The 26,264-nt window shown below is 59.5% G+C and carries 22 protein-coding genes; 9 read left to right on the top strand and 13 right to left on the bottom strand.

The annotated features are described in order from the left end of the window. The first annotated feature begins 45 nt into the window (after positions 1 to 45). From ACOYXJ_RS25700 to kdgK, 7 genes are all read left to right on the top strand, one after another. A complete protein-coding gene (locus ACOYXJ_RS25700; protein ID WP_003225455.1) occupies positions 46 to 708 on the top strand; it encodes an amino acid ABC transporter permease in 663 nt (220 codons plus the stop codon). A gap of 9 nt (positions 709 to 717) precedes the next feature. Continuing rightward, positions 718 to 1,380 carry an amino acid ABC transporter permease gene (locus ACOYXJ_RS25695; protein ID WP_150793463.1) on the top strand — a complete coding sequence of 221 codons (663 nt, stop codon included), beginning with the start codon at positions 718 to 720 and terminating at the stop codon, positions 1,378 to 1,380. Then, the gene (locus ACOYXJ_RS25690) at positions 1,377 to 2,168 is read left to right on the top strand and encodes an amino acid ABC transporter ATP-binding protein (RefSeq protein WP_110719164.1); all 792 of its coding nucleotides are present in this window, start codon (positions 1,377 to 1,379) and stop codon (positions 2,166 to 2,168) included. Before ACOYXJ_RS25695 ends, ACOYXJ_RS25690 begins: the two co-directional genes overlap by 4 nt. A gap of 29 nt (positions 2,169 to 2,197) precedes the next feature. Next, positions 2,198 to 2,587, top strand: coding sequence for a RidA family protein (locus tag ACOYXJ_RS25685; protein WP_007912330.1), 390 nt, complete (start codon positions 2,198 to 2,200; stop codon positions 2,585 to 2,587). 310 nt (positions 2,588 to 2,897) lie between these two features. Beyond that, positions 2,898 to 3,662: an IclR family transcriptional regulator gene (locus tag ACOYXJ_RS25680; RefSeq protein WP_110719165.1), complete on the top strand. Its 765-nt coding sequence runs from the start codon at positions 2,898 to 2,900 to the stop codon at positions 3,660 to 3,662. Between the two features lie 39 nt (positions 3,663 to 3,701). Next, complete coding sequence (locus ACOYXJ_RS25675) at positions 3,702 to 4,916, top strand: amino acid deaminase (protein ID WP_460372281.1); 1,215 nt, start codon at positions 3,702 to 3,704, stop codon at positions 4,914 to 4,916. 132 nt (positions 4,917 to 5,048) lie between these two features. Continuing rightward, on the top strand, positions 5,049 to 5,987 hold the full coding sequence (kdgK, locus tag ACOYXJ_RS25670; RefSeq protein WP_460372279.1) for a 2-dehydro-3-deoxygluconokinase: 939 nt from the start codon (positions 5,049 to 5,051) through the stop codon (positions 5,985 to 5,987). Between the two features lie 108 nt (positions 5,988 to 6,095). On the opposite strand, the gene ACOYXJ_RS25665 is transcribed toward kdgK, so the two are convergent. Then, on the bottom strand, positions 6,096 to 6,371 hold the full coding sequence (locus tag ACOYXJ_RS25665) for a peptidylprolyl isomerase (RefSeq protein WP_007912322.1): 276 nt from the start codon (positions 6,369 to 6,371) through the stop codon (positions 6,096 to 6,098). A gap of 51 nt (positions 6,372 to 6,422) precedes the next feature. Further along, positions 6,423 to 8,960 carry a PAS domain-containing hybrid sensor histidine kinase/response regulator gene (locus ACOYXJ_RS25660; protein ID WP_150731086.1) on the bottom strand — a complete coding sequence of 846 codons (2,538 nt, stop codon included), beginning with the start codon at positions 8,958 to 8,960 and terminating at the stop codon, positions 6,423 to 6,425. Between the two features lie 128 nt (positions 8,961 to 9,088). Here ACOYXJ_RS25660 and ACOYXJ_RS25655 point away from each other — a divergent pair, with 128 nt between their 5' ends. After that, positions 9,089 to 10,201, top strand: a complete 1,113-nt coding sequence (locus ACOYXJ_RS25655; RefSeq protein WP_460372277.1) for a PilT/PilU family type 4a pilus ATPase — start codon at positions 9,089 to 9,091, stop codon at positions 10,199 to 10,201. Between the two features lie 4 nt (positions 10,202 to 10,205). Here ACOYXJ_RS25655 and ACOYXJ_RS25650 read toward each other — a convergent pair whose 3' ends face one another. The 10 genes from ACOYXJ_RS25650 to ACOYXJ_RS25605 all read right to left on the bottom strand — a co-directional run bounded on the left by ACOYXJ_RS25650 (position 10,206) and on the right by ACOYXJ_RS25605 (position 23,199). Then, positions 10,206 to 12,161 (bottom strand): acetoacetate--CoA ligase, encoded by a 1,956-nt coding sequence (locus ACOYXJ_RS25650; protein WP_460372275.1) that lies wholly within the window; start codon positions 12,159 to 12,161, stop codon positions 10,206 to 10,208. A 70-nt stretch (positions 12,162 to 12,231) separates the two neighbouring features. Then, on the bottom strand, positions 12,232 to 13,005 hold the full coding sequence (gene hbdH / locus ACOYXJ_RS25645) for a 3-hydroxybutyrate dehydrogenase (protein ID WP_016984333.1): 774 nt from the start codon (positions 13,003 to 13,005) through the stop codon (positions 12,232 to 12,234). Between the two features lie 7 nt (positions 13,006 to 13,012). Next, the gene (locus tag ACOYXJ_RS25640; protein ID WP_460372273.1) at positions 13,013 to 14,404 is read right to left on the bottom strand and encodes a GntP family permease; all 1,392 of its coding nucleotides are present in this window, start codon (positions 14,402 to 14,404) and stop codon (positions 13,013 to 13,015) included. A gap of 294 nt (positions 14,405 to 14,698) precedes the next feature. Further along, positions 14,699 to 16,105 (bottom strand): sigma-54 interaction domain-containing protein, encoded by a 1,407-nt coding sequence (locus tag ACOYXJ_RS25635; protein WP_460372271.1) that lies wholly within the window; start codon positions 16,103 to 16,105, stop codon positions 14,699 to 14,701. Between the two features lie 168 nt (positions 16,106 to 16,273). After that, a complete protein-coding gene (locus ACOYXJ_RS25630) occupies positions 16,274 to 17,848 on the bottom strand; it encodes an ABC transporter ATP-binding protein (RefSeq protein ID WP_460372269.1) in 1,575 nt (524 codons plus the stop codon). Between the two features lie 9 nt (positions 17,849 to 17,857). Then, positions 17,858 to 18,880 carry an ABC transporter permease gene (locus ACOYXJ_RS25625; RefSeq protein WP_095047801.1) on the bottom strand — a complete coding sequence of 341 codons (1,023 nt, stop codon included), beginning with the start codon at positions 18,878 to 18,880 and terminating at the stop codon, positions 17,858 to 17,860. Continuing rightward, positions 18,880 to 19,941, bottom strand: coding sequence for a microcin C ABC transporter permease YejB (locus tag ACOYXJ_RS25620; RefSeq protein WP_460372267.1), 1,062 nt, complete (start codon positions 19,939 to 19,941; stop codon positions 18,880 to 18,882). Before ACOYXJ_RS25620 ends, ACOYXJ_RS25625 begins: the two co-directional genes overlap by 1 nt. Continuing rightward, entirely contained in the window at positions 19,941 to 21,809 is a 1,869-nt protein-coding gene (locus ACOYXJ_RS25615; RefSeq protein WP_460372265.1) for an extracellular solute-binding protein, read from the bottom strand. Before ACOYXJ_RS25615 ends, ACOYXJ_RS25620 begins: the two co-directional genes overlap by 1 nt. Positions 21,810 to 21,942: 133 nt before the next feature. Continuing rightward, the gene (locus ACOYXJ_RS25610) at positions 21,943 to 22,224 is read right to left on the bottom strand and encodes a peptidylprolyl isomerase (RefSeq protein ID WP_003445034.1); all 282 of its coding nucleotides are present in this window, start codon (positions 22,222 to 22,224) and stop codon (positions 21,943 to 21,945) included. Positions 22,225 to 22,320: 96 nt separating this feature from the next. Continuing rightward, entirely contained in the window at positions 22,321 to 23,199 is an 879-nt protein-coding gene (locus tag ACOYXJ_RS25605; RefSeq protein ID WP_460372263.1) for a lipase family alpha/beta hydrolase, read from the bottom strand. 334 nt (positions 23,200 to 23,533) lie between these two features. On the opposite strand from ACOYXJ_RS25605, the gene ACOYXJ_RS25600 reads away from it, so the two are divergent. Beyond that, complete coding sequence (locus ACOYXJ_RS25600; RefSeq protein ID WP_460372261.1) at positions 23,534 to 24,613, top strand: hypothetical protein; 1,080 nt, start codon at positions 23,534 to 23,536, stop codon at positions 24,611 to 24,613. 51 nt (positions 24,614 to 24,664) lie between these two features. Here the strand turns inward: ACOYXJ_RS25600 and ACOYXJ_RS25595 are convergent, their stop codons facing one another. Further along, positions 24,665 to 25,735: a 3-deoxy-7-phosphoheptulonate synthase gene (locus ACOYXJ_RS25595; RefSeq protein WP_110719176.1), complete on the bottom strand. Its 1,071-nt coding sequence runs from the start codon at positions 25,733 to 25,735 to the stop codon at positions 24,665 to 24,667. Positions 25,736 to 26,264: the final 529 nt, after the last annotated feature.

Below are 26,264 nucleotides of genomic sequence, written 5' to 3'. Positions count from 1 at the left end.
GAGAGTGGGGCGATTCCCGTCGCCCCGCTCAAGGTACTGCTGACCATGAACTATCAGTTGAACTTTGCCGCCGTGTGGCGCGATTTCGACACTTTGCTGGCGGGGCTCGGTCTGGGTCTTGAGCTGGCTTTGGTGTCGATCGCCATCGGCTGCGTGATCGGCCTGCTGATGGCGTTTGCCTTGCTCTCCAAGCATCGCGCCTTGCGGGTGCTGGCCTCGGTGTATGTCACGGTGGTGCGTAACACGCCGATTCTGGTGTTGATTCTGTTGATCTACTTTGCCCTGCCGAGTCTCGGGATTCGTCTGGACAAGATCCCCTCGTTCATTATCACGCTGTCGTTGTATGCCGGGGCCTATCTGACAGAGGTGTTCCGTGGTGGCTTGCTGAGCATCCCCAAAGGGCAGCGCGAAGCCGGGCTGGCGATTGGTCTCGGTGAGTGGCAGGTCAAGGCTTACGTCACCGTGCCGGTGATGTTGCGCAACGTGTTGCCGGCGCTGTCGAACAACTTCATTTCACTGTTCAAGGACACCTCGCTGGCCGCCGCGATTGCGGTGCCGGAGCTGACCTATTACGCGCGCAAGATCAACGTCGAGAGCTACCGGGTGATTGAAACCTGGCTGGTGACCACGGCGTTGTATGTCGCGGCCTGTTACCTCATTGCCATGCTGCTGCGTTACCTCGAGCAGCGTCTGGCGATCCGCCGATAGGAGGCTGCGATGTACGAATCTCCGAGTTGGTTACATGAATTGTGGGTCGCGCGTGAGCCGCTGTGGCAGGGCTTTTTGACCAGTGTGCAAGTGTCGGCGCTGGCGATTCTGCTCGGCACTGTGCTCGGCGTGGTCACCGGTCTGGTGCTGACCTACGGCAAGTTCTGGATGCGCGCGCCGTTCCGTTTTTACGTCGACCTGATTCGCGGTACACCGGTGTTTGTATTGGTGTTGGCCTGCTTCTATATGGCGCCGGCACTTGGTTGGCAGATCAGCGCATTTCAGGCCGGGGCCTTGGGGCTGACGCTGTTTTGCGGCTCCCATGTCGCTGAGATTGTCCGTGGTGCGCTGCAAGCCTTGCCGCGCGGGCAAATGGAGGCGAGCAAAGCCATCGGTCTGACGTTCTACCAATCCCTCGGCTACGTGCTGTTGCCTCAGGCCTTGCGGCAGATCCTGCCGACCTGGGTCAACTCGTCCACCGAAATCGTCAAGGCTTCGACCTTGCTGTCAGTGATCGGCGTCGCCGAATTGTTGCTCAGCACGCAACAGGTCATCGCCCGGAACTTCATGACCCTGGAGTTCTACCTGTTCGCCGGTTTTCTGTTCTTCGTCATCAACTACGGCATCGAATTACTCGGCCGGCACATTGAAAAGCGGGTGGCCCTGCCATGACTCAAGCTCAAGTTTCCTCACAGCCTCAAGCGTTGCTGGACATCCGTGGCCTGCACAAACAGTACGGTGCGGTCGAAGTACTCAAGGGTGTCGATCTGAGCATGCAGCGCGGCAACGTGGTGACGCTGATCGGCTCCAGCGGCTCGGGTAAAACCACGCTGCTGCGTTGCGTGAACATGCTCGAGGAATTCCAGGGCGGGCAGATCCTGCTCGACGGTGAATCCATCGGCTATGACGAGGTCAATGGCAAGCGTGTGCGCCACGCGGAAAAAGTCATCGCCCGCCATCGCGCGATGACAGGCATGGCGTTCCAGCAGTTCAACCTGTTCCCGCATCTGACCGCGTTGCAGAACGTTACCCTGGGCCTGCTCAAGGTGAAGAAGATGCACAAGGACGAAGCCGTCGTCCTCGCGGAAAAATGGCTGGAACGCGTCGGCCTGCTGGAGCGGCGCAATCACTTTCCCGGTCAGTTGTCCGGCGGTCAGCAACAGCGCGTGGCTATTGCCCGGGCGATTGCGATGAACCCGAGCCTGATGCTGTTCGACGAAGTCACTTCGGCCCTCGATCCGGAACTGGTCGGCGAAGTGCTCAACGTGATCAAGGGCCTGGCCGAGGACGGCATGACCATGTTGCTGGTGACCCACGAAATGCGTTTCGCCTTCGAGGTCTCGGACAAGATCGTTTTCATGAATCAGGGGCGAATCGAAGAGCAGGGACCTCCCAAGGAACTGTTCGAACGCCCGCAATCGCCGCGTCTGGCCGAGTTTCTCAAGAGCACGCGGTTTTAACTTTCGATTTGTAATCAGGAGAAGTACCCATGAGCATTACGCGTTACGGCACCGGCAGCACCGCCGCTGGCGGCCAGCCACGTCCCTTCGCTCGCGCTGTTGAAGCGGATGGCTGGCTGCATGTGTCCGGCCAGGTGCCGGCGGTGGATGGCGAGATCATTGTCGGCGGCATCGTCGAGCAGACCCACCAAACCATGAAGAACCTGATCGCGATTCTCGAAGAGGCCGGGTATGGCCTCGAAGACGTGGTGCGTGCCGGGGTGTGGCTGGATGATCCGCGGGATTTCAGCAGTTTCAACAAGGTCTTCGGCGAATACTTCAAACCTGAACACGCACCGGCGCGGGCCTGTGTGCAGGCGAGCATGATGGTTGATTGCAAGGTCGAGATCGATTGCATCGCCTACAAGAAAAAGGCTTGAAAATTGCTGCGTTGCTTAGGCCGCAGCCCCTCACCCTAACCCTCTCCCAAGGGAGAGGGGACTGATCTGTATCGATGCGGATTTTGCGTATGACGCTTACATTTACATCGATACGGTCAGGCTCTTTCTCTCTGGGAGAGGGGACTGATCTCTGTCGATGCAGATTTTGGCAAATGACCACAACATGTGCATCGATACGGTCAGGCTCCCTCTCCCTCTGGGAGAGGGCGGGGGGTGAGGGCAGCAATCCAACTGACACAACACCAAGGGCCAGTTACCATCCGGCGACTTTGAATGGGGACCCACTGAAATGACCGAAGACACCATCAAGCGCCGGGCACGCGGTCTGGACCGGGCGTTCGATATCCTCGATTTCCTCAAGGAGATCGGCCAGCCGCTACGTCCGAACGACATCGCCAACGGCATCGGCAGCCCGAAATCCACCGTCTACGAACTCGTCGCTTCGCTGCTGGAACGACGGATTCTGGAACCGGTGGGCAAGGACGGTCACGTCTATCTGGGCCGGCAGTTGTACTTCCTCGGTCAGGCGCATTTGCGTCACTTCGACCTCAGCCGCGAGGCCGATCACGCCTTGCAGGAGATCGTCAGCCAGACCCGTGAAACCGCGCAGATGTGCCTGCTCAACGGACGCAAATACACGGTGGCGTTGATGAAGGAGGGCGAGCGGCATTTCCGCATTTCCTCCGACATCGGCGAAAACGCGCCCATCCCGTGGACGGCTTCCGGGCGCCTGCTGCTCGCGCACTTGAGCGATCAACAGATCATTGACCTGATCGACGAAGACGACTTCATCCTGCCCGATGGCGAGCGTTTGCCTCTAGAACGTTTTCTCGCGGAAATCCGTCAGGCCGGCATCGATGGATTTTTCTCCTTCGACAGCGTCGCCGACACCTTTACCCATTGCTTTGCCGCCCCGGTCAAAGATCCTCAGGGCGTAGCGATTTGTACTTTGTGCATCGTCGCTCCACGGGCCGATGCGAAGAACAATTACAACGACTATCGCCGGGTGCTGATCGAGAGCGCCAACAGCCTCGCCCGGCGGATCAACGAATAACCGCGGCTGCCTGCGGCCGCGAAAGTGAGGAGTTCGACCATGACGACTGCCAACAAAAACGCTGCGGAAAAGGGCAACGCTGCGATCGGCGCGCACCTGACGCGTGACGTCAGCCTGCCGGCGCTGGTACTGCACCGCGAAGCGCTGGAGCACAACATCCACTGGATGCAGAAGTTTGTCAGCGACAGCGGCGCGGAACTCGCGCCCCACGGCAAAACCAGCATGACCCCGGCACTGTTCAAACGTCAGCTCGACGCCGGCGCGTGGGGCATCACCCTCGCCAGCGCGACCCAGACCCGCGCTGCCTACGCCCACGGCGTGCGCCGCGTGTTGATGGCCAACCAACTGGTCGGCACGCCGAACATGGCGCTGATTGCCGATCTGCTCGCCGACCCGACGTTTGATTTCTACTGCATGGTCGATCACCCGGACAACGTCGCCGATCTTGGCGCTTACTACGCCTCGCGCGGCGTGAAGCTCAACGTGATGATCGAGTACGGCGTAGTCGGCGGCCGTTGCGGCTGCCGCAGTGAGCAGGAGGTCATCGAACTGGCTAAAGCGATCAACGCGCAACCGGCGTTGGCCCTGACCGGTATCGAAGGTTATGAAGGCGTGATTCATGGTGATCACGCGGTCAGCGGTATCCGCGAATTCGCCGCGTCACTGGTGCGTCTGGCCGTGCAGTTGCAGAACAGCGGCGCGTTCGCCATCGCCAAGCCGATCATCACCGCCTCGGGCTCGGCGTGGTACGACCTGATCGCCGAATCGTTCGAAGCGCAGAACGCCGCCGGCCGCTTCCTCAGTGTGTTGCGTCCAGGCAGTTATGTGGCGCACGACCATGGCATCTACAAAGAGGCGCAATGCTGCGTGCTCGACCGTCGCAGCGATCTGCACGAAGGCTTGCGCCCGGCGCTGGAAGTCTGGGCCCACGTGCAATCGCTTCCGGAGCCGGGTTTTGCGGTAATTGCACTGGGCAAGCGCGATGTCGCGTTCGATGCCGGTTTGCCGGTGCCGTTGTTGCGTTACAAGGCCGGAGTGGTACCAGCGGTGGGCGAGGATGTCGGTGCGTGCAAGGTCACGGCGGTGATGGATCAGCACGCGTTCATGACTGTGGCGCCAGGGATTGAGTTGCGGGTCGGGGACATCATTTCCTTTGGTACGTCGCACCCGTGCCTGACGTTCGACAAGTGGCGCGTGGGGTTGTTGGTGGATGAGCAGTTGTCGGTGATCGAAAGCATGGAGACCTGTTTCTAACGCTTGAGACCGAGTCGCGGCCATTCGCGAGCAGGCTCGCTCCCACAGGGGAATGCATTCCAGATTGTGGGAGCGAGCCTGCTCGCGAAGGCGCCAGTCCAGACACCCGCGCATCAACAGAGACAGCACAAGATGAACACCCTCAGCCCCCTCGGCCCGAACACCCCGCGCATCGCCCTGATCGGCGAATGCATGATCGAACTGCAGCACCGCGCTGACGGCAGCCTGCAGCAAAGCTTCGGCGGCGACACCCTGAACACCGCGGTGTACCTGTCCCGCGCCATGGGCGACAAGGCGCAGGTCGATTACGTCACCGCGCTGGGCGATGACAGCTTCAGCGACGCCATGTGCCAGATCTGGACCAGCGAAGGCATCGGCCTCGATCTCGTCCAGCGTCTGCCCGGGCGTTTGCCGGGCCTGTATTGCATTCAGACCGACGCCAACGGTGAGCGGCGTTTCCTCTATTGGCGCAACGAAGCGGCGGTTCGCGACTGTTTCACCACCCCGGCCGCCGAGCCGATTCTGGCCGCGTTGCCGGATTACGATGTGCTGTATTTCAGTGGCATTACTCTGGCGGTGCTCGGTGCGCTGGGGCGTGAACGCTTGATCCAGACCCTGGTCGAAGCGCGCCAGCGTGATGCGCGGATCGTTTTCGACAACAACTATCGGCCACGCTTGTGGTCCTCGGTGGAAGCCGCGCGGGACGCTTATCGCAGCGTTCTGCCGTACGTTGATCTGGCGTTGCTGACGGTGGATGACGAACAGGCGCTGTTCGGTTTCGCCGATTGCGAAGCGGTGTTTGCCGCTTGCGCGCAGTTCGGCACGCCGGAAGTGGTGCTAAAGCGTGGGGCCGAGGCGTGTCTGATTCGTTGTGATGACGAGACATTTGAAGTGCCGGCGCAGAAGGTCGAGAAGGTGGTGGACACCACGGCGGCGGGGGATTCGTTCAGTGCGGCGTATCTGGCCAGTCGATTGCTGGGCGGCAGTCCGGCGGAGGCTGCCGAGGCCGGGCACTTGCTGGCCAGCCAAGTGATTCAGGTGCCGGGTGCATTGATTCCGAAAAAGGCTTGAATGGCCGATTGCTGCGCAATCGGTTCGCGAGCAGGCTCGCTCCCACAGGAGAATGCATTCCAAATGTGGGAGCAAGCCTGCTCGCGAAAGGGCCCTGAAGCCAACCCGTCAATCGCGGTAAAACACCTGCACCAGGTGATACCCGAACTTGCTCTTGATCGGCCCATGCACCGTGCGCAGCGGCTTTTTGAAAATCACCGCGTCGATCGCACCAACCATCTGCCCCGGCCGCACTTCACCCAGATCGCCGCCGCGCTTGCCGGACGGGCAGGTCGAAAATTTCTTGGCCAACACGTCAAACGCTTCACCTTTGGCAATGCGTTGTTTGAGCTGTTCGGCCTCTTCGGCGGTTTTCACCAGAATGTGGCGGGCTTGGGCTTTCATCGTGCGGTACCTGATAACGGGGTGACGGCGGGGCGCGGATTATGCCTCAAGTCACGGGGTTTGGCTGATCATCGTGCGGATCTTGCTGGCCAGAAGCTCAATCGAAAACGGTTTGGCCACCATGTCCATGCCATCCTCCAGGAAGCCCTGACGCTCGGCGGCGTTCTGCGCATAACCGGTCATGAACAGCACTTTGAGGGTCGGCCGATGCTGGCGGGCGATCTCTGCCAGTTGCCGACCATTCATGCCCGGCAGGCCAACGTCGGTGACCAGCAGATCCACGCGCAAATCCGACTCCAGCAGCGGTAGGGCGGTCTTGGCGTCTTCCGCTTCATGAGCCAGGTAACCCAGGCTCTTCAACAGATCGGTGACCAGCATGCGCACCGCCGGGTCATCCTCGACCACCACCACGGTTTCACCTGTTGCAGTGGGCGACGTCTGCTCGATCGGCTCGACATACGGGCATTCAGGCTCGATGCCATGCAAACGCGGCAAGTACAGGCGCACGCAAGTGCCCTGGCCCGGCAAACTGTCGAGGCTGACATGGCCGCCGGATTGCTGGGCAAAACCATAAATCATCGACAACCCGAGACCTGTGCCCTGGCCGATGGGTTTGGTGGTGAAAAACGGATCGAAGGCCTTGGAGCGCACCGAAGGCGTCATGCCAGTGCCGTTGTCGCTGACCGCCAACATCAAGTAGTCGCCAGCCTTGACCGGTTCAAGCGTCGTAAGGTCACTGCCATCGAGATAGACATTGGCCGTTTCGATCAGCAGCTCACCGCCCTCGGGCATGGCGTCGCGGGCGTTGATCACCAGATTGAGCAGGGCATTTTCCAGTTGGCTGACATCGGTGCTGACCGGCCACACGTCTTCGGCCAGACGCAAGGTGAGTTCGATCGGATCGCCCTTGGTGCGACGGATCAGATCCTCCAACGAATGGATCAGCTCGTTGACGTTCAGGGTCTTGCGATCCAGCGACTGGCGCCGCGAAAACGCCAGTAAACGGTGGGTGAGGGCTGCTGCACGGTTGGCCGAGGACACCGCTGCTTCGGTGAAACGGCCGATCTCGTCGGCCCGACCATTTGCGATATAGCGCTGCATCAGGTCGAGGCTTCCGATGATCCCAGTGAGCATGTTGTTGAAGTCATGGGCGATGCCGCCAGTGAGCTGGCCGACCGCTTCCATCTTCTGCGCATGGCGCAACGCATCTTCGGCGCGCTCACGCTCGAACATCTCGTTCTGCAAACGTTGATTGGCCTGCGCCAGTTGATCCGTGCGAGCGCTGACCCGCTCCTCAAGGGTTTCGTTGAGATTGCGCAGTGCTTCTTCGGTCTTTTTGCGTTCGGTTTCGTCGATCACGAAAATGTAGAAACCGTTGACCGCCCCATCGGGGCCGTGACGCGGCAAGTAGTTCATCAGCGCATGCCGGGCGCTGCCGTCACGGTGATGGGTATAGAGGCTGAACGAACAGGGGCGGCCGGCCAGCGCTTCGGCGATATACGCTGCGCGCAGAAAATAGGCCTCTTCGCCGATCACTTCGCGAATTGTGCGGCCGTACAACTCCTGCGGAGTCAGCCCGTACCAGTCGAGATACGCCGCGTTGTTCAGGCGAAAACGTTCCTCGTGGTCGACGTAACTGATCAGGATCGGCATGGCGTTGATGATCAACTGCAGCTCGGTCTGGCTTTGGCGCAATGCCTGTTCGGTGTGTTTGCGTTCGGTCAGATCCAGTGCAGCACCGAGGAAACGCACCGGGCGGCCATGGTGATCCTTGTAGCAGCGCCCGCGGGCAAACACCCAGCGCTGTTCGCCACCGGGCAGCAACAAGCGGTATTCCTCCGCATATTCAGTGCCGTGAGTGATGCAATGCTTGATGCTGCGGGCGACCAGCGCGCGGTCTTCGGGATGCACGCCTTGCAGGTAATCACTGATGGGCAATTGCGCGGCGCGCGCCGGATCAATGCCGTGCAACTGGGCGAAATGGGCGTCGGCAATGAAGCGATCTTCGCCGATGTCCCAGTCCCAAGTGCCGACGGCATCAGTTGCGGCAAGCGCCAGTTGCAGGCGCTCTTCGGTTTCGCGCTGGGCCTTGAGGCTGTCATCGGAGCGTTGTTGCAGTTCCAGCGCGATGCGCCGGCGCTCGTTGGTTTCGATGGCGGTCACCAGAATCCCGGCCACTTGCGCGCTCTCATCGCGGATCGGACTGTAAGTCAGATCAAGCCAGAAATCCGATTCCTTGCCCTCACGCTGCAAGGTGAAACGCCGCTCACTGTAGGTGCGCACCTGGCCTTGTAGGACGGCGCTGTAAATTGGGTCAGTGAAGTCTCGAAGTTCTGGCCATATCTGGTGCGCAGGTTGTCCGAAAGCGTGCGGATGCTTGCTCCCGGCGAGCAGGGCAAAGCCGTTGTTGTAGATCTGCGTCAGCTCCGCGCCCCACAGCAGCAGCATCGGCATCGGCGAGTGAATCACGATGTCCACCGCGGTTCGCAAGCTCTGCGGCCAAGTGCCAGACGCGCCCAACGGAGTACGACTCCAATCCGTTCGGGCGATCATTACTTGGGCATCGTCAGTGGTCGGTACAGCATTCATTACATCAGTCCTGAGCGTCAGTCGGTGAGACGGCGTCTACTATCCTAGTTCGGTAGACGCGGTTTGGCCCCGTGCGTCACGGCGCGGCCCCTCTCTGTTCATTGCAAGCTTCACGGGTGCTTTTTGTCATGGAAATCGACGCACTGCTTAAACAACTGGCAAGCCGGCACGGCTCGGATCTGTTTCTGTCCACGGGCGCGCCACCCAGTGCAAGGTTCGATGGTGTGCTTGCGCCGCTAAGCGGGCAACCCTTCAAACCCGGCGAGGTGGCGAATGTCGCCGCCTCACTGATGGACGCCGAGCAGCGCCGGGAGTTCGACCGGGATCTGGAAATGAACCTGGCGATCTCGCGTACCGGGATTGGCCGCTTCCGGGTCAACATTTTCAAACAGCGCAACGATGTGTCGATCGTGATCCGTAACGTCAAACTCGACATCCCGCGCTTCGAAGACCTGAAACTGCCGCCGGTGTTGCTTGAAACCGTGATGCTCAAACAGGGCCTGATCCTGTTTGTCGGTGCCACCGATTCGGGCAAATCGACCTCGCTGGCGGCATTGATCGACCACCGCAACCGCCATAGTAGCGGGCACATCGTCACCATTGAAGACCCGATCGAGTACATCCACCGGCATCAGCGCTCAATCATCAACCAGCGAGAAGTCGGCGTCGACACCCGCAGTTTTCACGCCGCATTGAAGAACACCCTGCGTCAGGCGCCGGACGTGGTGCTGATCGGCGAAATTCGTGACCGCGAAACCATGGAACATGCGCTGGCGTTTGCCGAGACCGGGCATCTGGTGCTTTCAACGCTGCATGCAAACAATGCCAACCAAGCGCTGGACCGGATCACCAACATGTTCACCGAAGAGCGTCGCCCGCAGTTGTTGCACGCGCTGGGCAATAACCTGAGAGCCTTTGTCTCACAACGGTTGGTGCGCACGCTGGACGGACAGCGCAGAGCCGCGGTCGAGGTCATGCTGGGTACACCGACAGTGACGGATCTGATTTGTCGAAACGAATTCACCGAGTTGAAGGGCATCATGGAGAAGTCTGCCGAGCTCGGCATGCAGACGTTTGATGCCGCACTGTTTGCGTTGGTGGTGGAGAAAGTGATCAGTGAGGAAGAGGCGCTCAAACATGCGGACTCGGTAAACAACCTGCGGTTGCGTTTGAAATTGCATGACGATGCCGGCCCCGGGTTGCCGCCATCCTCCTCGGGTGAGTGGGGATTGATGGACTAGAGGATCAACAGCTCAATTCGTTTCTGTTGCGAAATTGTTCTAACGCTTGCGGGTTGGCCAGTGCATCGGTGTTCTTCACCGGTTCCCCGTGCACCACGTTTCTCACGGCAAGTTCCACGACCTTGCCGCTGATGGTGCGCGGGATATCCGTAACCGCGACGATCTTCGCCGGCACATGACGTGGCGTGGTGTTGGCGCGGATCACTTGGCGAATCTGCTCCTGCAGGGGGGCATCCAGTTCAACGCCATCCTGCAAGCGCACAAACAACACCACTCGCACGTCATCCTGCCATTGCTGCCCGATGGCCACGCTGTCGAGCACCTGCGGGACTTTCTCTACCTGCCGATAAATCTCCGCCGTGCCGATGCGCACGCCTCCCGGGTTGAGCACTGCATCGGAGCGACCGTGGATCAGCATTGCGCCATGTGGCGACTGTTCAGCGTAATCGCCCTGCGCCCAGACACCGGGGAACAGGCTGAAATAGGATTTTCGCAGCTTTTCGCCATCAGCATCGTTCCATAGCCCGATCGGCATCGCCGGAAAATGCCGGGTGCAGACCAGTTCGCCTTTTTCGCCGACCACCGCCTGGCCGGCGTCATTCCACACTTCAACGGCCATGCCCAGACTCTTGCCCATGATTTCACCGCGACGTACCGCCGACAGCGGATTGCTGTTGACGAAGCACGAGACGATATCGGTGCCACCGGACATCGAGGCCAGGCAGACATCGGACTTGATGTCGCGGTAGACGAAATCGTAACTCTGCGGCGACAGGGCAGAGCCGGTGCACAGCAGGGTTTTCAAACTGCCCAGATCATGAGTTTCGCGGGGGTTGCTGCCACTGCTTTCCAGGGTGGCAAGGAACTTGGGACTGGTACCAAACACGTTGATGCGCTCGTCGTCGATCAAATCCAGCAAGCGATCATTGGCGGGATGAAACGGTGAACCGTCGTACAGCACCACGGCGCTGCCGACCGCGAGTGCCGAAACCAGCCAGTTCCACATCATCCAGCCGCAGGTGGTGTAGTAAAACAGGCGATCAGCGGGGCCGAGGTCAACGTGCAGCCCGTGTTCCTTGACGTGCTGCAGTAGCACGCCGCCGCTGCTGTGGACGATGCATTTCGGAACGCCTGTGGTGCCGCTGGAATACAGCACGTACAGCGGATGATTGAATGGCACCGGTACGAAACGCGGTGCTTCGCCGGGTTGGTAGAAATCATCCCAGAGCGTGACGTTGGCCTGCGTCCGGTAATCCTCGCAGCGGGCTTGTGCACGGGCATACGGCACGATGATCAGCTGTTGCAGCGACGGCAGTTGCGCAAGGATTTCGTTGAGCTTGGTGGTTTGATCGATTTCTTTGCCGGCATAGCGGTAACCGGCGCATGTGATCAACACCTTCGGTTCGATCTGGCCGAAGCGGTCGATGACGCCGTGGGTGCCGAAGTCCGGTGAAGAGCACGACCAGATTGCGCCGAGGCTGGTGGTTGCGAGCATCGCCACCAGCGTTTGCCAGGTGTTGGGCATGCACGCAGCCACCCGGTCACCGAGGCCAACGCCGGCGGCTTGCAGGCTGGCTTGAAAACCGCCGACGTGCTCTGCGAGTTCGGCCCAGGTCAGTTGCTCACGCTGGCCATTTTCGGCCACGGCCACTACCGCTACGGCGTCATCGCGACGGCGCAACAGATGCTCGGCGAAATTCACGGTTGCGCCGGGAAACCATTCGGCGCCGGGCATTGAAGGGCCTTCGCGCAGCACGGCATCTGGCGGGTTATGGAAACGAATATCGAAGAAATCGACGATGGCCTGCCAGAACGCTGCGCGCTGATCGATACTCCATTGGTGCAGGGCAGGGTAGTCATCAAGGTCCAGCGAATGGCGCTGATTGACGAAGCGTCGGAACGCGTCCATGCGCGATCGGGCGATACGATTGGCGTCGGGTTGCCAGAGGATGTCGGACATTGCGTGCCTCTTGTTATCTGATTCATGCACACAGTCTGTGTGCCAAAGACCCATCTGTGCCGAGGGCGAATTATTGCGCCAGCCAGCCACCATCGATATTCCACGCCGCCCCACGAACCTGACTGCCGGCCTCGCTGCACAAAAATAATACCAACTCGCCCAGATGCTGCGGTGTGACGAACTCCAGTGAAGGTTGTTTCTCGGCCAGCAGATCATGCTGCGCCTGCTGTGGATCGACACCCTTGGCGGCGCGATCATCGATTTGTTTCTGTACCAGTGGCGTCAGCACCCAGCCCGGGCAGATCGCGTTGCAGGTGACGTTGCTGGTCGCGGTTTCCAGACCGACCACTTTGGTCAGACCGATTACGCCGTGCTTGGCGGCCACATAAGCTGCCTTACCCGTCGAGCCAACCTGACCATGCACCGAGGCGATATTGATGATCCTCCCCCAGCCTTTGGCGCGCATGCCCGGCACGCTCAGGCGCGTGCTGTGAAACACCGAGGACAGATTGATGGCGATGATCGAATCCCAGCGCTCGACAGGGAACTCTTCTACGGCGGCGACATGCTGGATGCCGGCGTTGTTGACCAGAATGTCGACACCGCCGAACTCGCGCTCGGCGTAATTGATCATGTCGGCGATCTGCGCCGGGTCACTGACATCGGCCGGATGATGGCCGACCTTGCCGCCGAACCGGGCGACTTCGGCGATGACTTTCGAGGCATCACCGAAGCCGTTGAGAATCAGATTCGCGCCAGCCTTGGCCAGGCTCAATGCAATGCCCAGACCGATGCCGCTGGTGGAACCGGTAACCAATGCGGTCTTGCCGGAAAGAGTGGTCATGAATACCTCACACAATGCCAGTGGCGTAGAAAGTGCCGATCACTACGAAAACCGCCAGGGTCTTGATCAGCGTAATACAGAAAATGTCTTTATAGGCTTCACGGTGGGTCAGGCCGGTGACGGCTAGCAGGGTGATGACGGCGCCGTTGTGCGGCAGGGTGTCCATGCCGCCGCTGGCCATCGCGGCCACGCGGTGCAGCACTTCCAGCGGAATGTTCGCCGCGTGGGCCGCACTGATGAACTGCTCGGACATCGCCGCCAGCGCAATGCTCATGCCGCCGGATGCGGACCCGGTGATGCCAGCGAGCAGGGTCACGGTGATGGCTTCGTTGACCAGCGGATTGGGGATTTGCTTGAGCCAGTCGGCCAGCACCAGAAAGCCTGGCAGTGAGGCGATCACTGCGCCGAAGCCGTATTCCGATGCAGTGTTCATCGCCGCCAGCAATGCACCGCTGACCGCGCTTTTGCTGCCTTCGGCGAGCTTGCTGCGAATCGCCTGAAAGCCGAACGCCAGCACCATCAGAATGCCCACCAGCAAAGCCGCTTGCACCGCCCAGATCGCCGTCAGTTTGGCGATTTCAGTGGTGACTGGCGTGGTCATGCCCGGCAAAGCCAGGCTGTGGGTCTTGCCGTACCACTGCGGGATCCACTGGGTGAACAGCAGGTTCATGATGCCCACCGCCAGTAGCGGTGACAGGGCAATCCACGGGTTTGGCAGCTTCAGGTCCTCAGCGGTTTCCGGCTCGTTGCGCAACTCGCTGCCATAACCCTCACCCGCGCGCATCGCCTTGTTGCGCTGACGCTGCAAAAACAGCATGCCGGCGCAGAACACGAAGATCGTACCGATCACACCGAGCCACGGCGCCGCCCATGCGGTGGTGTTGAAGAAGGTGCTGGGAATGATGTTCTGGATCTGCGGCGTGCCGGGCAGGGCGTCCATGGTGAACGAAAACGCGCCAAGCGCGATGGTGGCCGGGATCAGACGCTTGGGAATATTGCTCTGACGGAACATCTCGGCAGCAAACGGATAGACCGCAAACACAACGACGAACAGTGATACGCCGCCGTAGGTGAGCAGGGCGCAGACCAGCACGATCACCAGCATTGCCTGTTTGGTGCCAAGCAATCGGATGGCGGCGGCAACGATCGAGCGGGAGAAACCCGACAGTTCGATCAACTTGCCGAATACCGCACCGAGCAGGAATACAGGGAAATACAGTTTGATGAAGCCGACCATTTTCTCCATGAACACCCCGGTGAACGCAGGGGCGACGGCGGAAGGGTCGGTGAGCAGGACTGCGCCGAGGGCGGCAATCGGTGCGAAGAGGATAACGCTGTAGCCACGGTAGGCAGCCAGCATCAGCAGCGTAAGGGCTGCCAAGGCAATGATCACACTCATGGTGTGTCTCTCCAGAATTGTTATTTTTGTGGGTGGAACGGGTGTGGGAGAGGCGTTAGCGAAATCTGTGCCAGTTATCTAACACGTTGAAATATAAAGGTATTGTGGTGCAAGTAGGGCAGGCTTCAGAGTTTTTGTCTCACTATAGAGACGGCATTAAGCCGAAAAGATCGCAGCCTTCGGCAGCTCCTACAGTGCGGACCCGATATTCTCTTGTAGGAGCTGCCGAAGGCTGCGATCTTTTGATCTTGACGAATTTTCTAATTAATGAGATTCGCGTCTTTTTATAGAGACTCAAGCAATCCCCAGCGCCACCATTTTCTTGTACAGCGTCGACCGACCAAGCCCCAGCCGAGCAGCTGCTTGCGGTACATTTCCGTTGCATTGCTCGAGGGCAGACTGAATCAACTGCCGATCAAACCGCTCGCGTGCCTGGGCGAATGTTTCCTCTGGCACCACCTCAGCCAGTGGGCCAGAACCACGCTCGACCGGCGTCAAGGTACCAATCGCCGCACGAATATCCTGTTCAGACAGCATCAAGTCATCACTGAGCAACGCCGCCCGTTCCAGCACATTGCGCAACTCGCGAATATTCCCCGGCCACGCATGCTGACCCAGCAACGCCAGCGCATCGCGGTGCAACTCGTGCTGACTGCGCAGCTCTTCAAGGATCGCTTCGCTCAGCGCCGGCAGGTCATCAAGTCGTTCACGCAACGGCGGTACCTGGATCGGTAACACATTGAGGCGATAGTACAAATCAGCGCGAAACTCACCGCGCTTGATGGCTGCTTGCAGATCGGTCGAGGTGGCGGCAATCACGCGAACGTCGCTCTGAATGACGTCATTGGAGCCCACGGGTTCGAACTCCTTTTCCTGCAACACACGCAGCAGTTTGCTTTGCAGTGGCAGCGGCATATCGCCAATCTCGTCGAGAAACAACGTCCCGCCCTGAGCGATTTGCAGCTTGCCGGTACGACCCTTGCGATCGGCACCGGTGAAGGCGCCCGGCGCGGTGCCGAAAAACTCGGCTTCCAGCAATGCCTCGGGAATCGCTGCGCTATTGATACTGACGAAAGCTTTGTGTGCCCGTGGCGACGCACTGTGGATGGCCTGGGCCAGCAGCTCCTTGCCGGTGCCGGTTTCACCGAGCAGCAACACCGGTGATTCAGCGCTGGCGCTGCGCCGGGCGCGGCGTTTGACCTCGAGGCTGGCGGCACTGGTGCCGATGAAGTGGGCGAAGTTGTATTTGGTCTGCCGTGCCCGCAGCAGAGAGCGGGTCGAGGCCAGCTCCTCTTGCATGCTCAAGTAACGTTTGAGCATTGGCGACAAGGTGCGCAGTTCGTCGAACAGGGCAAAGCCGATCGCACCGATCACCGTGCCGGCATCGTCGTGGATCGGCAGGCGCATCACCACCAATGGCTCTTTGGGTGTGTCTTGCATGTCCAGAAGAATGGGGCGGCCGGTGCGCACGACTTCGCGCAGCAAACTGCCGGGAATCACGCTCTCGCAGGGTTTGCCGATTGCGCCGGCAGCCGATTCGAGACCGAAACGCCGGGCGTAACGTTCGTTCATCCAGACGATGTTGGCATCGCGATCGACAATCACCGTGCCTTCGCTGGATTGCTCGATGATCTCGAACAGCGAGCGGATTGCCAGGGTGCGCACCCGTTGGTAGTCCTTGAGGCTTTCGGTGGTGTTCATGGAGGCTGATCCTGATTGTTTGTTGCCTGCGCCGGCCCTTTCGCGAGCAGGCTCGCTCCCACAGTGAATCGGGGGTGTTCACAAATTTTGTAAACGACCGTGAACCTTGTGGGAGCGAGCCTGCTCGCGGAAGCTGCGACTCGATTTCAAATCGATCGGCAATTATGCCTACCCCGGATGCGCCGCCGCCAACAGCTCTTTGGTATACGGATGCTGCGGCGCGTCAAACACATCATGACTGGCACCACGCTCGACCACTTTGCCGTCCTTGATCACGATCATGTCGTGGGCCAGCGCGCGCACCACCGCCAGGTCATGGCTGATGAACAGATAGGTCAAACCGTGTTTTTCCTGAAGCTGACGGAGCAGGGCGACCACTTGTTTCTGCACTGTACGATCAAGTGCCGAGGTCGGTTCATCGAGCAGGATCAGCGCCGGTTTCAGCACCAGCGCCCGCGCGATGGCAATGCGCTGGCGCTGACCACCGGAGAACTCGTGGGGATAGCGATGGCGACTTTGCGGGTCGAGGCCAACCTCTTTGAGTACGCGGATGACTTGCTCATCGCATTCATCAGCCGTCGACTCGCAGTGCACTTCGAGGCCTTCGCTGATGATCTGCGCGACCGACATGCGCGGGCTGAGGCTGCCGAACGGATCCTGAAACACTACCTGCATCTGTCGGCGCCACGGGCGCATCTGTTTCTGATTGAGACCGTCGAGCGCCTGGCCCTGAAAGCGGATACCGCCTTCGGAGTCGAGCAAGCGCAGGATCGCCTGGCCCAATGTCGACTTGCCGGAACCGGATTCGCCAACGATGCCGAGGGTCTTGCCACGCTGGATGCTCAGGCTGATGCCGTCCACCGCCCGCAGGTATTGCTTGCGCTGGAACAGACCGCCGCCGACGACAAACTCAACCTTAAGGTCGTCGACTTCCAGTACGTTCTCGCGCTCATCTCGAGGCAGCGCTTCGCCTTCGGGTTCGGCGTTGAGCAACACGCAGCTGTAAGGATGCTTCGGCTCGGTAAACAGGGTTTCGCAGGGTGCCTGTTCGACGATTTCCCCGGCTTTCATCACGCACACGCGCTGGGCAATACTGCGCACCAGATTGAGGTCGTGGCTGATCAGCAGCAGCGACATGCCCAGGCGTTGTTGCAGGGATTTGAGCAGCAGGAGGATCTTGCGCTGCACCGTCACGTCGAGCGCCGTGGTCGGTTCGTCGGCGATCAACAGCTCCGGTTCGCAGGCCAGGGCCATGGCGATCATCACCCGTTGCCGTTGCCCGCCAGAGAGTTGATGTGGATAGGCCTTGAGGCGTTCCTTGGGTTTCTGGATGCCCACCAGACCGAGCAGTTCGAGGATCCGTGCCTGCGCCGCTTTGCCGCCGAGGCCACGGTGCAACAGTAGCGTTTCGCCGATCTGTTTTTCGATGGTGTGCAGCGGATTGAGCGAGGTCATCGGCTCCTGAAAGATCATGGCGATGCGGTTGCCGCGCAACTCGCGCAAAACCTTGGGATCGGCGCCGATCAGTTCCTGTCCGCGATAGCGAATGCTGCCGGTGGTTTGCGCTTCGCTTTCGGGCAGCAATTGCAGAATCGAATGGGCAGTCACCGATTTGCCCGAGCCCGATTCGCCGACGAGCGCAAGGCACTCGCCGGGGCGAATGTCCAGGCACAGATCACGCACCACGCTCTGGCCGTGGAAGGCAACGTTGAGGTTACGGATTTCAATCAGGTTGTCAGTCATGGCCACGCTTCAGGATCGAGGGTCGAACGCGTCACGTAACGCTTCGCCGATGAACACCAATAAGGAAAGGATCAGCGCCAGGGTGAAAAACGCCGTCAACCCGAGCCACGGAGCTTGCAGGTTCTGTTTGCCCTGACCGATCAACTCACCCAGCGAGGCGCTGCCGGCGGGCATGCCGAAGCCGAGAAAATCCAGCGCGGTAAGAGTGGAAATCGCCCCGGTCAGAATGAACGGCAAGTAGCTCAGTGTCGCGTTCATGGCGTTGGGCAGAATGTGCCGGAAGATCACTTTGCGATCACTCAAACCCAGCGCGCGGGCGGCTTTGACGTACTCCAGATTGCGTCCGCGCAGGAACTCGGCGCGCACTACATCCACCAGTGCCAGCCATGAAAACAGCGCCATGATCCCCAGCAGCCACCAGAAGTTCGGCTCGACGAAACCGGAGAGGATGATCAGCAGATACAACACCGGCAGCCCCGACCAGACTTCCAGCACGCGTTGCCCGAGCAGATCGACCCAGCCACCGTAGTAGCCCTGCAATGCACCGGCGGCGATGCCGATCAGCGCGCTGACAAAGGTCAGCATCAAGGCAAACAGAATCGATACCCGTGCGCCGAAAATCACCCGTGCCAGCACATCCCGCGATTGATCGTCTGTGCCCAGCCAGTTGACTGACGTCGGCGGGCTCGGCGCCGGTTTGGTGAGGTCGTAGTTCGGCGTGTCGTCACTGAACGGAATCGGCGGGAACAGCAGCCAGCCACCGTCCTTGCGAATCAGGTTCTGCACGTAATCGCTGCGATAATCGGCCTGAAACGGCAGTTGTCCGCCGAACTCCTGCTCGGTGTGGCGCTTGAATACCGGGAAGTACCATTGGTCCTGATAGCTGACGACCAGCGGCTTGTCGTTGGCGATCAACTCACCGCCCAGTGTCAGCACAAACAGGCCGATAAACAGCCACAGCGACCACCAGCCACGGCGGTTTTTCTTGAAGCGCTCGAAGCGCCGACGCCCAAGAGGCGAGAGCTTGAACATCAGGCGTTCCTCGCGGCGAAGTCGATACGCGGATCGACCAGCGTGTAACACAGATCACCCACCAGTTTTATCAGCAGGCCGAAGAGGGTAAAGATGAACAGCGAACCGAACACCACCGGGTAGTCCCGCGAAACTGCGGCTTCGTAGCTCATGCGCCCGAGACCGTCGAGAGAGAAGATCACTTCGATCAGCAAGGAGCCTGCAAAGAACACACTGATAAACGCCTGCGGGATGCCGGATACCACCAGCAGCATCGCATTGCGGAACACATGGCCGTACAACACACGGCGTTCGCTCAGGCCTTTGGCGCGGGCGGTTACCACGTACTGGCGAGTGATTTCATTGAGAAACGAGTTTTTCGTCAGGATCGTCAGCGTGGCGAAACCACCAATCACCAGCGCTGTCACCGGCAGCACCAGGTGCCAGAAATAGTCGGCGATTTTGCCGATAGTCGACAGGGATTCGAAGTTGTCCGAGACCAGCCCGCGCACCGGAAACCAGTTCAGCGAGGTACCGCCGGCAAACACCACGATCAGGAACATCGCAAACAGAAACGCCGGCATCGCGTAGCCAATGATGATCGCCGTGCTGCTCCAGATATCGAAATGACTGCCATGATGCACGGCCTTGCGGATCCCCAGCGGGATCGACACCAGATAGGTGATCAGCGTCGCCCACAACCCGAGGGAAATGGTCACCGGCATTTTTTCCAGGATCAGATCGGTGACCGTCGCGCCACGGAAAAAGCTTTTGCCGAAATCCAGTTGCGCGTAGTTCTTCAGCATCAGCCACAAGCGCTCATGGGCCGGCTTGTCGAAACCGTACTGTTTTTCGATGTCCTTGATCAATTGCGGATCGAGGCCGCGACTGGCGCGTGAGGTGCTGCTCATTGTTTCGCTGGCGCCCCCACCGACACTGGCGCCGCCGATCCCTTGCAGGTGGGCGATGGCCTGTTCTACCGGGCCGCCGGGCGCGGCCTGAATGATCACGAAATTGACCAGCAGAATGATCACCAGCGTCGGAATGATCAGCAGCAGACGCCGCAGTATGTAACCCCACATCAGTGCGGCCCCCCGGGTCTGCCACGGGCAATTTTTTCCGCGGTCATCTGCTGATTGGTCAGCGGTGTGCTGCTGATTTCCCACCAGCTCTCGATGGCTTCGTCATTGCTGGCTTGCACCGACGGTATGCCGAAGCGGTTCCACCACACGGTCGAGGTGCCCGGTGGATAGTAGTTGGGAATCCAGTAGTAATTCCATTGCAGCACCCGATCCAGAGCATGGGCGTAATGCAGCATGTCGGACTGGGTTGAGGCGCGAATCAGGCCGTTGATCAGCGTATCCACCGCTGGGTTTTTCAACACCATGTAGTTGTTCGCGCCCGGGTCGTTGGCCGACGCGGAAGCAAAGTAATTGAGCAACTCGCCTCCCGGTGAAGTACTGACCGGGTAGCCCGTGACGATCATGTCGTAGTCGCGGCTCATCAGGCGATTGACGTATTGCGAGGAGTCGATGCGGCGAATGTTCAGGTCGATGCCGATCTGTTTCAGCGTGCGCTTGTACGGTAGCAGCAGGCGATCCATACCGTTCTGGCTGACCAGGAAGGTAAAGCTCAGTGGCTCGCCTTGGGCATTGACCAGTTGATCGCCATCCGGTTTCCAGCCAGCCTGTTCGAGCAATTCGAGGGCTTGCAATTGTTTGTCGCGGATCAGGCCGCTGCCGTCGGTTTTCGGCGCTTCAAAGACTTTGCTGAAGACTTCGTCGGGAACCTGGCCGCGCAGCGGTTCGAGGATTTTCAGCTCTTGCGCATCGGGCAGTTCGCTTGCCGCCAGTTGCGTGTTGGAAAAGTAGCTCTGCTGGCGGATATACATACCGCGCATCATTTGCCGGTTGCTCCACTCGAAGTCCCAGAGCATTGCCAGGGCCTGGCGCACACGGCGATCGGCGAACATCGGTTTCTGCAGGTTGAATACAAAACCCTGAGCCGACTGTGGCGCCTCCGTGGCCAAGTGTGCTTTTTGCAGACGCCCGTCGTTCAGCGCGGGGCTGTCATAGCCGATCGAGTAGCCAGTGGCCGAGAACTCGCGGTTGTAGTCATAGGCACCGCCGCGCAGCACTTGCCGGGCGACGTCGGTATCACCGAAGTACTCGATGCTGAAATGATCGAAATTGTAGAGGCCGCGACTGACCGGCAAGTCTTTGCCCCACCAGTCGGCGTTGCGTTCAAAGGTGATGCTGCGCCCGGAATCGACTTTGCCGACTCGATAGGGGCCGCTACCCAGTGGCGCTTCATAACCACCGCCATTGGCGAAATCGCGGCTCTTCCACCAATGCTCGGGGAATACCGGCAGGGTGGCGACGTCCAGTGGCAGGGTGCGGTTTTCATTGCTCTTGAAGTCGAAACGCACGATCAGCGGTGCTTCCACTTCGACGCCTTTGACATCGGCAAACTGCGTGCGATAACGCAGGCTGCCCTGGGTCATCAATAAATCGTAGGAGTAGCGCACGTCTTCAGCGGTGATTGCTTTGCCGTCGGCGAAACGGGCCTTGGGATTGATGAAGAACCGCAGCGACAGACCATCGTCCGAGCGCTCCATCTTTTGCGCGACCAGGCCGTAGACCGTGTAAGGCTCGTCCAGCGAGCGCTGGGCCAAGGGCGAGTACAGCATGCCGTCAATCTGGGTGACGCCGATGCCTTTGTCTATATAAGGAAGGACGTGGTCGAAGTGACCGATTTCAATCGCCGAGCGGCGCATCGTCCCACCCTTGGGAGCCTGCAGGTTGGTGTAGTCGAAATGACTGAAACCGGCAGGGTATTTGGCGGGTTCGCCATAAACGGTCAACGCATGTTGCGGGGCCGCGTTCACACCGGCGGCGCCTGAAAGAAGGGCTAGGGCGGTGAGCATCAATGAGGGGAAAACCAGTCGCATTGTCAGCCTTGGAACCGGGAAATCGATAAGCGCAAGTTTTACGCGAGAGGCACGCCAGTCGCCAGCCGTATGTGTAACTGAAACACAACGGCCCACCAGAAGGCGGGCCGTTGGCTAGCAATCAGGTGACGGATCAGTCCTGACGGCTGGTGACTTCCAGCAGGTGATAACCGAACTGGGTTTTCACCGGGCCTTGCACGACGTTGATTGGCGCGCTGAAGACCACGGTGTCGAATTCCTTGACCATCTGGCCAGGACCGAACGAACCCAGATCACCGCCCTGACGGCTGGACGGGCAGGTGGAGTTGGCCTTGGCGACTTCGGCGAAATCGGCGCCGCCTTCGATCTGGGCCTTCAGTTCGTTGCACTTGTCTTCGCTGGCAACAAGGATGTGGCGGGCAGTGGCTTTAGCCATGGGGAAACTCTCCAGTCTATTTCAGTAAAGTGTGGAGCCTACCGGATTCAGTGGGCGAATTCTCGGCAAAGTTCCGTTCGCAGGGTTGCGGGCTGATCAGAGATTCGCAGCTCGCAGGCGCGCGGCGTGTTCAACGTAAAGATCAATCGGATCGAGTTCGCGGATGGCTGCGCCAGCACTGCGGCGCAGACTGCTCAGGTGATCCAGCGGATAGTCGGAACGGATCACGTGCCCCAGATGAGAGCTGAAACGCCCGACGAAACCGTCATTCTGTTCTCCTTCAGTCATGAAATATTGTGACAGCGCCAGGCAAACGCTGCGTACCGGGTCGCCAATCGGCAGCTCGTTTGTCTCGTTTGTCGGCAGCACCCCGCTCCACGAGTAATAGTGCACGCCATTGACCTTTGCTGCGCCATGCCCGCCCCAGGTGCCGGGCAGCCCTTGGGGGAACCTGTCGTTGAAAGTGCCCACGCCCTCGGTTGTCAGTCCATTGAGCGCTGCCAGTGCATTTTGCGGCAGCGTGACGCTACCGCTGAGCAGTGACAGAAAATCGGCAAACAGTGTCGCCACGTTTTGCGCGACGATTTCCGGCAGCCGGCCTGGCACCAGCGCCTTGCGCAGGAAGTCCGCCAGTTCCGAACCGTGGTTCGGGCCGCTGACCGAAGTCACCGAGGCGATGGCGTCTGGCGCAAGCGCCGCAGCGTATCGTGCAGCCAAAGCACCCTGGCTGTGCCCGATGAGATTGACCTTCCTGGCACGCGTGCCGCGCAGGACACTATCGATCTGCTTCAACAGTTGCTCACCCCTGACTTCATTGTCGTGGGTTGCGCTGAGGTGGGGAACGAACACTCGGTTGCCAGCCGCTTTCAGGGCGCTCTTGACGTCATGGAACAGCTCGAAATGGCCGATGCGTTCGAATCCGAACAGGCCGTGTACCAGAAGGATGGGATAACGAGTTGTAGCATTCCGTTGCATGTTCTTACCTTTTTCTCAGAAGTTCATCGGGAAATCTGTGGGCCACTCTAAAACACACAACTCGTTTAAGAAGTAAGAAGAGGCTTCACTTGCCCGTTGAATCTGGACTATGGGCTGTATGATTTTTCGGATACTTGGGAAGTCCAAATCGGAAGATCTGGCGGTCTCGCGCCTGGCCGAAGTCGATTTAGCGTCGGTTGCCTACTGGGCTCGTAGCTTTTACTTCGTGTCTGCGGCGTATTGGGCTGATATCCAGAGCAGGAACAATCGCGTTGAATGTTGACTGTCGACGTCGTCAATGAAGACAGCGTTAGTCCAAGGCATGGAGCCAACAATGAACACGCATGAAATCGAGTTTTGCTACCGGATGCGCCACCCCGCCAGCCCTCTCACCGCCAAAGAGTTGCTGCCGGCAGCGACGCTCGAATCGCTGGAAGGGCGCGTACTTGATCCTTCGCTGGGCAAAGTCGCCGTCCGTATTGCCCCTTATCCGAACATGGCGTCTGGCGATCAATTGCTTTTGCGCTGGGAAGGGCTTGATATAGAGGGCTTCGCCTATCACCACGAAATGACGCGGCATGTCAGTGAGGCCCAGGTTGGCAAAGACATCATTTTCGTGATCAAGGGGCTGCATATCACCGCACTGGATGGCGGTTCACTGGAGGTCTACTGGACACTTTTCAGCGCCGGCCTGACCGAGCCCGCATCGTCTGCGCGCGTGCAATTGTCGGTAGGCGATACACGGCCTCAACTGCTGGCTCCACATATTGTGGACGCAGTCGCCGGGACACTGGATCCGGCACGGGTCACGGAAGGTGCACTCGTCACTCTCCAGCCTTATGCCCGCATGGCGGCAGGTGACCACGTTGCGTTGATGTGGTCTGGAGACACCTCGCCTCTATCATTCAGTGATCGATTGAAGGTCGAAGTCTTCGCTGTTGCCGACACCCTGTCTTTCTGGATCCCGCATGAGTACATAGCTGCACATCTTGGAGGCGAGGTGACGGTACGCTATCGAGTCGAGCGAGAGGGTGGAGCGGTGCTCGAATCCGATCCCGCGAGAGTTCTCATCAGCGCCTTGCTGCATGGTCAATTGGACGCACCCGATGTGCTTGAAGCTGAGGATGGCGTGTTATTGGTGCAGGATTGCATTGATGGCGTCACCGTTGTGATCGGCAATGCCCGGACGCAAGAAGGCGAGCTGGTCTATCTCAAGTGTGATGGCGATTTTTTCAATCACCGCGATGACCGCGAAATCACCCGGGAAACCGCCGGCAAGCCGCTTATCTTTATCGTGCCACAACGCTTCTGGCGCGAGCATCACGGGTCGATCGTGCGTGTTGCCTACACGGTTGAGCGTTTGGATGACGTCAGTCAGGAGTCTGCGGTGACGCAGGTCCGGCTGGAGGCGTAGCTGGAGCGGACCACCCTCCGGTTCTTTGACCGGAGGGTAGCGCCGTCAACTTCAGTGGTGCGCGCCAATGCGCTGAGCTGCATCAAGCAGCAATTGTTGCGTTGCGTCAAAGCCGAGACAGCCATCGGTGATCGATACACCGTACCGTAGCGAGGCACTCAGCGGCTGACAACCTTCGAACAGGTGAGACTCCAGCATCATGCCGATCAAAGAGCTATCGCCCTGCAAGCGTTGTTCAAGCACTTCATTGAAAATGCCTGGCTGGCGTAATGGATCCTTGCCGCTGTTGGCGTGACTGCAATCAACCATGATCCGGTTCGGGACCTTCAGTCGGTTCAGGTCAGCGTGGATTCTGGCAATGCTCTCGCGATCATGATTGGGGCCGTGATGACCGCCGCGCAGGACCAAATGAGTATCAGGGTTGCCTGGTGTCTGAATGATCGCCGGGTGACCCTGGCTGTCTACTCCGAAATGCCGATGAGGATGGGCTGCCGAACGCATGGCATCGACAGCTACTGCTGCGCCGCCGTCGGTGCCGTTTTTGAAGCCTACGGGCATGCTCAAACCACTGGCCATTTCGCGATGAATTTGAGATTCGGTGGTGCGTGCGCCAATGGCAACCCAACTGAGCAGGTCGTCAAGGTAGCCGGCCGCCAGGGGTTGCAGCAGCTCGGTCGCCACGGGCAGACCGAGGCGGATCATTTCCAGCATCAGCTCACGGGACAGTGCCAGGCCAGCGGCCATGTCATCACTGCCATCCAGGTGCGGATCGTAAGCCAGGCCTTTCCAGCCAACGGTAGTGCGCGGCTTCTCGACGTAGGCTCGCATCACCAGGAGCATTCTGTCGCTGACCTGTTCGGCCAGTCGTGACAGTTTGCCGGCATATTCGAGTGCAGACTGGGGATCGTGGATAGAGCAGGGGCCGACGATTATCAGCAGACGCTGATCATCACCGTTGAGGATCGCTCGAACCGCCTCGCGATGGGCAGCGACTTGTTGGCTCAAGGCATTGCTCAAGGGCAATTGCTGTTTGAGTTGCAACGAACTGGGCAGACGCACGGTCAGCGCTTCGTTGGCGCAATCGAGGGTGGACAATGGCAGAGCAGAAACGGACGAGTTCATATTCGGTCTTCCTGGGCTGGCGGCGGGTTCTTCCCGCGCGCTCGGCCCTACTGGGGTGTTCGACAATTGGCCGTATTGGCAATGTGGGCGTGTTTGCCACCTGTAGGTGACCGATCGGAGGCGGCAGGCTGTCCCGAGCGGAGGCTGGTAAATCGCCAGGCGCTAAAGCTGTCGTAACGGTAATAAGTGGCGTAGTTCATTTCGTGAATCCTCAAAGTATCTGGTGTGTTGCTGAAAAAGTTCGGGGCTGAAAAAACAAAACCCCCGGTCGGGAGGCCGACCGGGGGTTGAGAAATCTCTGGTAGGCGACCCGTTATCATGGGCGCCGTTTGGGTATCAGGCGCGCCAGTGGCTAAACCAATACCCAAAATAAAAGCTGACCGGAGCGCAAACGTCATTCACCCGGGCAGCCGCAACCGAGCGCAGGGCGCTGGCGGTACGAAGCTGTGAGAGGGTGTTGAACATGGTTTGTCTCCGATGAGTGGGCCGAGCTTACTAGAGGCCGATGTGGCTCAGCAATCAGAAATTG

It is taken from the genome of Pseudomonas sp. Tul2A7, assembly GCF_054790505.1.
This window is presented reverse-complemented; position numbering and strand designations above follow the sequence as displayed.